The following is an 11451-nucleotide window of genomic DNA, read 5'->3' as shown; positions in this document are numbered from 1 at the left end:
ATGCTGAAGACCGAAGGCCTGACCCTCCACTACGGCGGAAGCCAGATCCTGTATGGCATCGACCTGGAAGCCGCCTCCGGCGAGGTCACTTGCGTCATGGGGACCAATGGCGTCGGAAAGACCAGCCTGCTCAAGGCGATTTCCGGCACTCATCCCCGCTCTGGCGGCTCGGTGACGTTGGACGGGGAGCTGCTGGGCAAGCTCCCGGCCCATGCACTGGCAAGAAAAGGGATCGGCTACGTGCCGCAGGGGCGGGACATCTTTCCGCTGCTCACGGTTCGGGAAAACCTGGAAACGGCCTATGCCTGCCTGCCGAAGTCCGACCACGCGGTGCCCGACGAGATTTTCGAGTTGTTCCCAGTGCTGAAAGAGATGCAGGGCCGCCGCGGCGGCGATCTCTCCGGCGGGCAGCAGCAGCAACTGGCAATCGGGCGGGCGATGATCACCCGGCCCAAGCTGCTGTTGCTGGATGAACCCACGGAAGGCATCCAGCCCAACATCATCCAGCAGATCGGGCGCGTGATCGAATACCTGCGCGACCAGGGCGACATGGCAATCGTTCTGGTCGAACAGTATTTCGAGTTCGCCTACACGCTTGCCGACCGCTTCGTCGTGATGAAGCGCGGTGATGTCTCCATGTCTGGCGCCAAGGCCGACCTGGCCAAGGAGGACCTCAAGGGCGCCGTCTCGGTCTGACCGGCGTCGGACGTCCGCCCAAGCTTGGCTCTACCGGGTCGCGGTCTTCCAGAAGGGGACGATCGCTTCCCCCTCCCTACGGGACCGGCATTTCCGACACGTCGCTCTCAACGATCAGATCGGCCGCCGTTGCACTGCGGACCTGCTCCACCGTGACACCCGGCCCGACCTCGCGCAACACAAGCCCGGCATCTGTCGGTTCGATCACGGCCATCTCGGTCACGATCAGGTCGATCCGACGCGCCGCGGTCAGGGGCAAGGTGCATTCCGGCACGATCTTGGGCGCGCCCTTCGCGCTGTGCACCATCGCGACGATCACCCTGTTCGCCCCGGCCACGAGGTCCATCGCCCCGCCCATGCCCGGCACCATCTTGCCCGGAACCATCCAGTTGGCAAGATAGCCGCGAGCATCGACCTGCAAACCGCCAAGAACCGTCATGTCCAGGTGCCCACCACGGATCAACCCGAAGGACATCGCGGAATCGATCGAGGCCGCGCCGGGCACCGCTGTCACGAACCCGCCGCCGGCATCCGTCAGGTCGGGATCTTCCATCCCTTCAGGCGGTCGCGCGCCCAAGCCGATCACGCCATTCTCCGCCTGGAAAAAGACGTCGACATCGTCGGGGAGGTAGTTCGCGACCATGCTCGGCAGTCCAATGCCCAGGTTCACGAGCATCCCGTCGGAGATTTCCAGTGCAACCCGGCGCGCGATGATTTCCTTTGCGTTCATCTCATTGCCCCCGTTCCAGAAGGTGATCCACCAGTACTCCGGGTGTCTTCACCGCGTCCGGAGGGATCGCGCCCACCGGCACGATCACATGCGGCTCGGCGATCACGGTGGCACCCGCCAGCGCCATGATCGGATTGAAGTTGTGGGCCGTCAGCGCGTATTCGAGGTTGCCCTTGTAGTCGGCCTGACGGGCCGCGATCAGGGCATAATCGCCGCGGATCGGCTTTTCCAGAAGGTAGGTCTTGCCATCGATCTCGACTGTCTGCTTGCCCTCTTCGACCGGTGTTCCCACACCGGTGGCTGTCAGCACACCGCCGAGACCGACACCGCCCGCGCGGATGCGCTCCACCAAGGTTCCCTGCGGCACCAGATCGACCTCCATCTCACCGGAAATCATCTTCTGCTGGGTCTCGGGGTTCAGGCCGATGTGGCTTACGACTGCCTTCGCCACGAGGCCGGCGGACACCAGCTTTCCGATGCCATGCCCCGGCATCGCCGTGTCATTGGCCACGATCGTGAACCCGCCGACCCCACGCGCCACCAGCGCATCGATCATGCGCTCCGGCGTGCCAACGGCCATGAAACCGCCGATCAGCAGGACAGCCCCTTCGGGGATCATCTCGGCGGCTTCCGCAACCTTGGTGGCGGTCTTCATCGGCGCGTCCCCCGTACATGTCATTCCGGTACATCCTCACGGGCCATGATGCGGCGATGCGACATGGCCATGTCAAGCGGCAGCCCGGCCCCCGCCTTGCGCCCGAGGGTCGCATCGGCCAAAACGGCCGGACCATTGGAGGAGCCTGCCATGACGCCGCTGTCCGGTCTGAAGGTCGTTGAACTTGCCCGTATCCTCGCCGGACCCTGGATCGGGCAGGCCCTTGCCGATCTCGGCGCCGAGGTGGTCAAGGTCGAGGCGCCCGAAGGGGATGACACGCGCCGCTGGGGCCCTCCCTTCATCGAACGCGATGGTGACAGCACGGCGGCCTATTTCTATGCCGCGAACCGGGGAAAGACCTCCGTCACGGCAGATTTCCGGACGGCGGAAGGACAGCAGAAGGTCCGGGACCTTGTAGCCGACGCCGATATCCTGATCGAGAACTTCAAGGTCGGCGGGCTCGCGAAATACGGGCTCGACCACGCATCGCTGGCAGCACTCAACCCGCGCCTGATCTATTGCTCCATCACCGGCTTCGGCCAGACCGGCCCCTATGCCAGCCGCGCGGGATATGACTTCCTGATCCAGGGCATGTCGGGGCTGATGTCGATCACCGGCGAGCCGGACCGCCAGCCGCAGAAAGTCGGCGTTGCGGTCACGGACATCGTGACCGGCCTTTACGGTGCCGTGGGCATCCTGGCGGCCGTCGAGCAACGCCACCGTACAGGGCGCGGTCAACACCTCGACCTGTCGCTGCTCGACTGTGCCACGGCGCTCATGGCCAACCAGGCAATGAACTACCTTGTGACCGGCACGTCCCCCAAACGGCGGGGCAACGCGCACCCCAATATCGTGCCCTACCAGGTTCTGCCGACCGCCGAAGGGCACATCATCGTGGCCGTCGGCAACGATGGTCAGTTCCGGCGCTTGTGCGAGATCCTCGGTCAACCCCACCTTGCCGACCACCCCGACTACGCGACCAATCCCGCGCGGGTCGCCAACCGCGATGCCCTGACAGCATTCCTGGAGCCGCTCACGTCGGGGTGGACAACCAGCGACCTCCTGCAAGCTCTCGAAAAGGCGACGGTGCCGGGCGGCCCGATCAACGACATGCATGGCGTGTTCGACGATCCGCAAGTCAAGCATCGCGGGCTGAAAATCACGCCGGATGGCATCCCCGGCGTCCGGGGGCCCTGGCGCTTCTCCGACGCCGAACTGGCTCTGGATCGAAGCGCCCCCATATTGGGCTCCGGCGACTGACCACAGGCGGACTGCCCCGTCGGCTCTGGCGCTGACGCGCCGCCGACGGGTCGCGGCCGGGTGCGCCTTCGGTGCGTGTCACCTTTTGACCGGTGCACCGCCTTCGAACAGGTTTTCGGAATGGTAGTCGCAGGGGGCCTCCTGCATCTCCAGGTGTAGCCCGCTACCTGTGAAGGGGTGCGCGCGGGCAAGCGGTTCGTCCACTTCGATGCCGAGGCCCGGCCCGTCCGGCGGGACAAGGTAGCCGTTGTCGAAGCGGATCGTGTCGCCAATGAGCGCACGGTGAAAGGCGCCGCCGGTTTCGATGGTTTCCACCATCAGCAGGTTCGGCAGCGTCGTGGCCAGGTGAACGTTGGCGGCCCACTCGATTGGGCCCGCATAGAGGTGCGGCGCGACTTGCGCGTTGTACACTTCGGCCATGGCGGCGATCTTCTTCGTCTCCCACAGCCCGCCGGAGCGGCCGGTCGCAGGTTGCAGGATCGTCGCGGCCCCGTTGCGCAGGATCGGGGCGAACTCCGCCTTCGTCGACAGCCGCTCCCCCGTGGCAACGGGGATCGAGGTTGCAGCGGCGACCCGCGCCATGGCGTTGACATTGTCGGGGGGGACGGGTTCTTCGAACCAAAGTGGCTGGTAAGGTTCAAGTGCCTTGGCCATGCGGATCGCGCCCCCGGTGGAGAACTGCCCATGCGTGCCGAAGAGCAGGTCGGCCTTCGTACCGACGGCGGCCCGGATGGCGGCGCAAAACTCGACCGAGCGGGCGATGTCGCGCATCGACGGCTGGTGCCCGGAGCGGATCGTGTAGGGACCGGCCGGATCGAACTTGATCGCGGTAAAGCCTTCTGCGACACGCTGCGCCGCGACCGTGGCGGCCGCCTGCGCGTCGCCCCAGAAGTCGGGCAGGGCGTTGTCCGCGCCGGGGTAGAGGTATGTATATGCCCGCAAACGCTCGTTCGTCTTGCCGCCAAGAAACGCCCAGACCGGCCGTTCACGGGCCTTGCCGAGAATGTCCCAGCAGGCGATCTCCAACCCCGAGAACGCACCGATGACGGTTGGGTCGGGGCGCTGTGTAAAGCCCGCGGAATAGGCGCGGCGGAACATGAGCTCGATGTTCTCGGGGCTTTCTCCTTCCATGTGGCGGGCGAAGACGTCGCGGATGACGGCCCCCATCGCCTCTGGCCCGACCGCGCTGGCGTAGACCTCTCCCCAGCCGATGATCCCGCAAGCCGTTGTCAGCTTGACGAAAATCCAGTAGCGGCCGCCCCAGCCGGGGGCGGGCGGCGCAGTGACGATGATATCGAGATCGGCAAGTTTCATGGATCGCTCATTGATGGTGTCGGGCGGTGCGCGGACGGGTGCCGGGTGACGGTTTGCAGGCGACGTGCGGCGATAGGGCAGGCGGTGCCGGGCCGGTAGGATATGTCTGGCGCGCGAGACGGCATCTGGCAACAGCGAACAGCACGGCGAGCGAAGTGCCCGCCCGGGCCATGAGCAGCCGGGATGCCGGGCTTTGCAACTGGTGGGGCGATGGGGTCGGGGCATTTGCATCTGGCGGCCGGGCGCGCAACGCCATTCCGGATGTCACTGCGCCAAGCCCGACGCGGACTGGACTTCGCGCCATGGAGGCGGCCGGTCTGCGAGACCGAACGTCGCGGCGCACTTGAGTAGCCCGAAGGGACGTGCCACCTGTTGTCGAAAGGGAGGAGATTGCGATGTCGATGAAGGAAATTGCCCGGACGGCGCTGGATGAGATGAAGGCGATCGAGGGCAGCGGGCTGAGCAACGAGCACGATGCCGAGATCCTCGCGGTGATCGAACGCGCGCTCCACGCGGCGACCGGTGTTTGGGTGGCAGAACATGCTGAACTCGTTGCCGAACACCTCAGTCACAGCAGTGGCGTTGCGCAGGAAATCAACGAGGAAGCCGAGCGCCGGCGCGGGTTGCTGATGGCGAACCTGTCTGCGATGCGGTGATGCTGGACCATTGATCCGCCTGTCTGGGCGGGTCACCATGGCCATGTGGCGGGCAGACTGCACCGCTGTCCGGTCGTGGGTCCGGCTGGCGGAACGACACCGTGCAGGGGAGGCAACGCAGTCGAACGGGCCGTTTTTGTCCTGTCGGCTACCAGCCTCGCCAGACTGTCAGCCCTCCAGGTGAGCGGGCATTTCGGAGTGCCGGATTGCCACCCCGGCATCGGAAAGAACATACAGTGACCCGGTAGGCGCCGAGTCAGAACAGGATCACATTTCGGCGCGCGCCGCCTGTCTTGGTGTCTGCAATCGCCTCGTTGATCTGCTCCAACGCCCAGCGGCCGGAAACCAGTTCGTCGAGCTTCAGGCGCCCCTGTCGGTACAGGTCGATCATCCACGGAATATCGCGCGCGAGAACGGCATCCCCCATTTTCGATCCGACAATGCCCTGACCAGCGGAGGCGATGTTGACCGGCTCGTACGCGACGGTTTGCCCGACATGTGGCATCCCTACGAGCACCACCTTGCCGCGCGGAGCAAGGTAGTCGAGAGCCCCCCGGTAGGCCTGGATCGCTCCGGTACACAGCAGCACGGCTTCGGCACCTTTGGGCGCGATCCGTCGAAGTGTCTCCCACGGCGCGTTTGATGTGGCGAGGATGCCGTCGGTGGCGCCAAACTCCCTTGCGATCTCCAGCTTCTCCGCCGACATGTCGATGGCGACGATCCGCGCCGCGCCTGCGATCATCGCCCCCTGAATAGCATTGAGGCCGACGCCACCGGCACCGATCACCACGACGGTCTGCCCGGGCCGAACCCCGGCAGAGTTGATCGCCGCGCCAACCCCGGTGATCACTCCGCAGGAGAGCAGGCAGGCGCTCTCGGCCGGGATCGTGTCCGGGATCTTCACCACCTGGCTGACATGGACGGTCGAGGCTTCGGCAAAGGCGCCGCAGTTCATTGCGTTGAGCAGCGGCGCGCCGGCAGCATCGGTGATTGGGCCGGTCCCATCGCCCGCGGTTCCCTCGCAATAGGCCGGGTGACCGGAGGAGCAACTGGTGCATTCGCGGCAGGCCCGGATCAGGGTCACGAGCACCCTGTCACCCTCCGCCACACCCTGTACGCCCGGGCCGACGGCGCGCACGTGACCGACGCCCTCGTGGCCGTAGACCGCCGGCAACTCACCGCCCCATCCACCGTCGATGTAGGAGATGTCGGAATCGCATATGGCGACGGCTTCCATCTGAACCTGCACCTCTCCCGCTCCGGGATTGGCAAGGGTGACGGTTTCAACGCTCAGGGGCGCATTGAACTCGCGGCAGACGGCGGCTTTGATACTGGTCATTGGGGCGCTCCCGAAGTGGCGGTGCCCTCCAGCTCAGTTCGGATCGCCGTCGGATTCTTGTGATCCAGCGACATAGAGTATGACACAGACGACCATCAGCACCGCAGCAAGCAGGAATGCGGCGCCGGGCGCGTGAAAAGCCGCCCCCTCCCGGGTGGAGAAATAGAACACCTGCGTCATCACCAGCGGCGCGAGAATTGTCGCGAGCGATATGGTGGAGGTGATCACACCCTGCAATTCGCCCTGCGCGTCGTCGCTGACCCGTTGCGACATGAGTCCCTGAAGCGCCGGGATAGCGACCGAGCCGAGCGCGGAGATAGGGGTCAGGATCAGCGCCAGGGTTCCATTGGTCAGCAGTCCGAGAACGACGAGCAGACCCGCTTCGAAAATGAGCCCCGCGAGAATGGTCCGCCGCTCGCCGAGGCGCCTGAGGATCGGCCGGATCAACCCGGCCTGCACGATGGCATAGCCGACGCCATAGAGGCCCAGCGACAGTCCAACCATGGGCGTGTCCCAGCCGAAGCGGGCCTGTGTGAAATAGGCCCAGATGGCCGGGTACACGTAGAGGGCGAATTCGTAGATGAAGAACACTGACAGGAGCCGGCCGAGCCCGGGCAGGTTGCGCACATGTGAGATTGCGCCGAAGGGATTGGCCCGGGACCACCGGAAGGGGCGGCGGATACGGTCCGTCACCGTCTCCGGCAGCACGAAATAGCCGAGCACCAGGTTGCACAATGCCAGTAGGGCCGCGGCGTAGAAGGGTGCGCGAGGGCCAAGTGCCCCCAGCATGCCGCCGATGAGCGGACCGAGCACGAAACCGACCCCAAAGGCCGCGTGAGTCAGGCCGAAGCGGGCCGATTTCTGGTCCGGGCGGGAGATATCCGCAACGAAGGCCGTTGCCGTCGCGTGGGTCGCGGCAAGGATGCCGCCGATGATACGGGCAACCAGCAAGATCCAGATCGAGTCGGTAACTGCCATGACGAGGTAGTCCGCCGACATGACACCGAGGGAGATGAGCAGCACCGGCCGGCGCCCGAAGGCGTCCGAAAGCGAGCCGAGGATCGGCCCAAAGAGGAACTGCATCACCGCGAACCCAGTGGCAAGGATACCGCCCCAGACCGCCGCCTGTCCGAGCGAGCCGCCGTTCACATCCCGGATCAGGTCGGGCATGACCGGAAGGATCAGCCCGATCCCCATGGCATCGATCACCAGCGTCATCAGGATGAACGTAAGCGAGAGCCGCTCGCGGCGATCGACCGGCGGGGACGTGGCCTCAACCGTCATCGTGTCAATGACCGATCCGGGTCATGAACTCCACCAGGCGTGCGGTGTAGGCGTCGGGTTGCTCCACGCAGGGAATGTGACCGGCCCGGCGCAGAAGACAGAACTCCGATCCCTTCACAAGCTCGGCGGTTTCCCGAACGAGGTCAGGTGGTGTGGAGCCGTCCTCGCTGCCGGCTATGGCCAGCGTGGGCAGGGTCAGGCCGGAGGTCGGGGTGTAGAAATCTGTGCCGGCGATTGCGTGGCAGGTCCCGACATAGCCTTGCAGCGGGCAGCGGATCAGCATGTTGCGCCAGATCTTGATTTCCGCGGTGTCCCGGAATGCCCGGGTGAACCACTTCTCCATCACGTCATCGGCGAAGGTGTCGATCCCGCTCCGCTCGGCTGCGTCGATCCGGCCGCGCCAGGTCTCCTTCGTGCCGATCTTTGCCGCGGTGTTGGAGAGCACCATCGCCCGCACCTGGTCCAACCGCTTCACGGCCAGACCCTGGGCGATCATGCCGCCGACCGAGAGGCCCACGAACACCGCATCGCGCACTTCGAGCCGATCCAGAAGCCGCTCCACGTCGCGGACCATAGCTCCCATAGTGTAGGGCGCTGGCGGACAATCGGAGAGGCCATGGCCGCGCTTGTCGTAGCGGATCGCCCGGTAGGTCTCTGGAAGCCGGGCGACGACCTTGTCCCAGATCCTGAGATCGGTGCCGAGCGAATTGGCAAAGACGATGGGTGCGCCCTTCGGATCCCCGTCCTCGCGCCAATGCAGGGCCACATCGCCCAGGTCTGCCATGTGCATGTCGATCTCCTTGCCAATGCCGGTCGGGCGCCCGAGTCCCGGGAAAACGACGACTGGTTCAACCCTCTGGGTAGCGGTCCAGCGCCGCTCGGAAAACCCCGGGATCGACATTGCCGCCGGACGCGGTGCAGATCACCGGCCCGTCGTTCAGGTCATTGCCATGAAACAGCGCGGCCGCGAGCGCGGCGGCGCCTCCGGGTTCCAGAACGAGCTTGAGCCGCACGAAGGCGAGCGCCATCGCCCGGCGGGCGTCCTCGTCGGGGATTGCAAGGCCCGGGCCGCACAGGCGGTGCATGATCGGGAATGTCAGGTCCCCGGGTCGTGGGGTGACGATCGCATCGCAGATGGAGCCGGCCATCGTCGGGTTCGAGCGGATCTCGCCGGCCTTGAGGGAGCGACACACGTCGTCGAACCCCTCGGGCTCCACCGGTCTCACCTTCATGCCGGGTGCGTCGGCTTCCAGTGCGAGTGCGATACCGGATGTCAAACCACCGCCGCCGCAGCAGGTGAGTACAGTCGCCTCCGTCACTCCCGCCTCTTTCGCCTGGTACGCGATCTCAAGCCCGCAGGTTCCTTGCCCGGCAATGACATCTGGGTTGTCGAAGGGTTTGACGAGGGACAGGCCACGCATGTCGGCAAGGCAACTGCCGATCTCGTCGCGGTCTTCGGTTTCCCGATCGTAGGTCACAACCTCGGCCCCAAGCGCCGCGGTGTTTTCCAGTTTCAGCCGGGGGGCATCGGCGGGCATGACGATCACCGCCGGCAGCCCGCGCATCCGCGCGGCCATGGCCACACCCTGGGCATGGTTACCCGAGGAGAAGGCGAGCACGCCACCGGTGCCCTCGGGCAATGCGGAGATCGCCGACCAGGCGCCCCGGAACTTGAAGCTGCCGGTGTGCTGCAGGCATTCGGCCTTCACGAGGACAGGGCGCTCGGCAATCTCGTCGAGAAAGGGGGAAGACAGCAGCGGTGTGACCCGCTTGCGTCCGGCCAGCCGCGCATCGGCGGCCCGGATATCGGAGATGTTCAAGAGATCTGCTCCAGGTATGCGTCGATCACGGCCACGGCCTCCGGTTCGTCCAGAAAGGGAACGTGTCCACGATCAGGGACTTCGGCGAAAAACATGTCGGGTTGGCGGCGGCACATCTCTGCGGCGGTTTCCGCCGACAGGATGTTCGAGTTTGCCCCCCGGATCAATGCGGTCGGAAACCCCTTCAATGCGTCGAACAGCGGCCAGATGTCGGGCAGGGCACCATCGGCGGCCTGTTCCATGATCGACTGCCGCAGTAGGGGATCGTAGCGCAGGGCGACGCCGGATTCGGTCTCGGCATAGAGCGCGCGAGCGTGGCGCAGGTAGGTTTCATGCGGAACATTCGCGAAGTCGGGCGCCATTGCGTGCGCCATCTTGTGTGCCGCGTCCTCGTGGTCGCGGTACTCTGGCACGACCCCGAGATAGCCGAAGATATGGGCAAGCCCGGCGGGCTCCACAACGGGGCCGATATCGTTGAAGATCACCCCTTGCAGCCGGTCGGGGTGCCCCATGGCAAGCCCCATCGCAATCAGGCCGCCGCGCGATGTGCCCAGGATCGTGACATTCGCCAACCCGAGATGATCGAGCAGTTCCAGCACATCCTGTCCTTCGCGGATCGTGTTGTAGTTGTGGTAGTCGGGGTCGTGGTCGGACTGGCCCCGCCCCCGCAGGTCGAGGCGGATGATCCGCGCCTTGTCCGCGAATTGATCCACGACCGGCTCGAAATCCGCCATGTTGCGGGACAGGCCGGGAAGGCAAAGAACCGGGTGGCCACTGCCGCGATCGTCATAGGCAAGTTTCAGGCCGTCGGTGGTGGTAAAAAACTGTGTCATAGCGTTCCAGCCAGTTCCGGAAGTAAAGCAAGGTCGGTGAGGGTATGGGTCGGTGTCCATGGAAGGCGGTCGCATGGTTGCCCCGTGCGATTGACCCAGGCGGAGGTGAAACCGTAGCCTGTGGCACTGGCCGCGTCCCACCCGTTGGAGGAGACAAAGAGGACGTCCGATGCGCTACAGCCGAAGTGTTGCCCGACAAGATCATAGACCCGGGCATCCGGCTTGAAGACCCCGGCGTCCTCGACGGAGAGTACCGCGTCGAGGTGCGAGCCGACCCCAGCAGACGTGATCGCGGCCAGAAGCATCTCTGGCGAGCCATTGGACAGGATTGCCGTCTGGTGGTCCTGTGCCTTCAGCTCCCCGAGCATCGCGGGCACCTCTGGATAGGCGTCAAGCTCTCGGTAGAGTTGCAGCAGCCTCGACCGTAGCGCGTTGCCGGACAAGCCCATCGTTTCGAGCGCGAAATCCAACGCATCGCAAGTCACATGCCAGAAATCGGTATGTGCGCCGGTGATCGCGCGCAGCCATGAGTAGGATAGCTGCTTTTCCCGCCAAAGCGTCGCAAGGGCCTGCCAATTATCCCGCAGGGGCTCGCCACCCGGCTCCCCGGCCGCGCGTCGAGCGGCGGCAGAAATGTCGAACAACGTGCCATAGGCATCGAACACTACAATACGCCGTGACATCCCATCCTCCCTTGGGCGGCAAATCTGGCACAGCGACCGAACGATGGGAATGGCGGAAATGCCGCTTCGCAGCGAAGGCCGTTGCCGGCCGTGAAATCCCGGGCCGGGACCCGAAAAAGAAAGGAGGGCAGAGATCGCTCCGCCCTCCAGTTCCGGTTCTCTCCCTCTCGGGAAACGGGTG

The 11451-nt window shown here is 65.2% G+C and carries 13 protein-coding genes; 3 read left to right on the top strand and 10 right to left on the bottom strand.

The features are described 5' to 3' along the window. The gene (gene urtE / locus CLV78_RS08445; protein ID WP_106204330.1) at positions 1–696 is read left to right on the top strand and encodes an urea ABC transporter ATP-binding subunit UrtE; all 696 of its coding nucleotides are present in this window, start codon (positions 1–3) and stop codon (positions 694–696) included. 76 nt (positions 697–772) lie between these two features. On the opposite strand, the gene CLV78_RS08440 is transcribed toward urtE, so the two are convergent. The 3 genes from CLV78_RS08440 to CLV78_RS24765 are packed head-to-tail and all read right to left on the bottom strand — an operon-like array spanning position 773 to position 2233. After that, complete coding sequence (locus CLV78_RS08440; protein ID WP_106204329.1) at positions 773–1426, bottom strand: 3-oxoacid CoA-transferase subunit B; 654 nt, start codon at positions 1424–1426, stop codon at positions 773–775. Between the two features lies 1 nt (position 1427). Further along, complete coding sequence (locus tag CLV78_RS08435) at positions 1428–2081, bottom strand: CoA transferase subunit A (protein WP_106204328.1); 654 nt, start codon at positions 2079–2081, stop codon at positions 1428–1430. A gap of 20 nt (positions 2082–2101) precedes the next feature. Further along, positions 2102–2233, bottom strand: a complete 132-nt coding sequence (locus tag CLV78_RS24765) for a hypothetical protein (protein WP_281261138.1) — start codon at positions 2231–2233, stop codon at positions 2102–2104. Here CLV78_RS24765 and CLV78_RS08430 point away from each other — a divergent pair. Then, a complete protein-coding gene (locus CLV78_RS08430; RefSeq protein ID WP_106204327.1) occupies positions 2232–3341 on the top strand; it encodes a CaiB/BaiF CoA transferase family protein in 1110 nt (369 codons plus the stop codon). The genes CLV78_RS24765 and CLV78_RS08430 overlap by 2 nt on opposite strands. A 78-nt stretch (positions 3342–3419) precedes the next feature. Here CLV78_RS08430 and CLV78_RS08425 read toward each other — a convergent pair whose 3' ends face one another. After that, positions 3420–4655, bottom strand: coding sequence for a mandelate racemase/muconate lactonizing enzyme family protein (locus CLV78_RS08425; protein WP_106204326.1), 1236 nt, complete (start codon positions 4653–4655; stop codon positions 3420–3422). A gap of 395 nt (positions 4656–5050) precedes the next feature. Between CLV78_RS08425 and CLV78_RS08420 the strand changes: the two genes are divergently transcribed. Then, positions 5051–5311, top strand: coding sequence for a hypothetical protein (locus CLV78_RS08420; RefSeq protein ID WP_106204325.1), 261 nt, complete (start codon positions 5051–5053; stop codon positions 5309–5311). A gap of 256 nt (positions 5312–5567) precedes the next feature. Here CLV78_RS08420 and CLV78_RS08415 read toward each other — a convergent pair whose 3' ends face one another. From CLV78_RS08415 to CLV78_RS08390, 6 genes are read right to left on the bottom strand one after another with little or no spacing between them, the layout of a single operon-like run. Beyond that, complete coding sequence (locus CLV78_RS08415; protein ID WP_106204324.1) at positions 5568–6650, bottom strand: Zn-dependent alcohol dehydrogenase; 1083 nt, start codon at positions 6648–6650, stop codon at positions 5568–5570. A 33-nt stretch (positions 6651–6683) separates the two neighbouring features. Continuing rightward, positions 6684–7934, bottom strand: coding sequence for a TCR/Tet family MFS transporter (locus tag CLV78_RS08410; protein ID WP_106204323.1), 1251 nt, complete (start codon positions 7932–7934; stop codon positions 6684–6686). Between the two features lie 4 nt (positions 7935–7938). Continuing rightward, on the bottom strand, positions 7939–8724 hold the full coding sequence (gene pcaD, locus CLV78_RS08405) for a 3-oxoadipate enol-lactonase (protein ID WP_106204322.1): 786 nt from the start codon (positions 8722–8724) through the stop codon (positions 7939–7941). A 58-nt stretch (positions 8725–8782) separates the two neighbouring features. Continuing rightward, complete coding sequence (locus CLV78_RS08400) at positions 8783–9754, bottom strand: threonine ammonia-lyase (RefSeq protein ID WP_106204321.1); 972 nt, start codon at positions 9752–9754, stop codon at positions 8783–8785. Next, positions 9751–10587 (bottom strand): alpha/beta fold hydrolase, encoded by an 837-nt coding sequence (locus CLV78_RS08395; RefSeq protein ID WP_106204320.1) that lies wholly within the window; start codon positions 10585–10587, stop codon positions 9751–9753. The genes CLV78_RS08400 and CLV78_RS08395 overlap by 4 nt, the downstream gene beginning before the upstream one ends. Continuing rightward, a complete protein-coding gene (locus CLV78_RS08390; protein WP_106204319.1) occupies positions 10584–11270 on the bottom strand; it encodes a haloacid dehalogenase type II in 687 nt (228 codons plus the stop codon). Before CLV78_RS08390 ends, CLV78_RS08395 begins: the two co-directional genes overlap by 4 nt. Positions 11271–11451: the final 181 nt, after the last annotated feature.

It is taken from the genome of Aliiruegeria haliotis, from assembly GCF_003003255.1.
GTDB classification, from domain to species: Bacteria; Pseudomonadota; Alphaproteobacteria; order Rhodobacterales; family Rhodobacteraceae; genus Tropicimonas; species Tropicimonas haliotis.
Note: the sequence above shows the minus strand (reverse complement) of the source record. Positions and strands in the feature narration are given on the sequence as shown.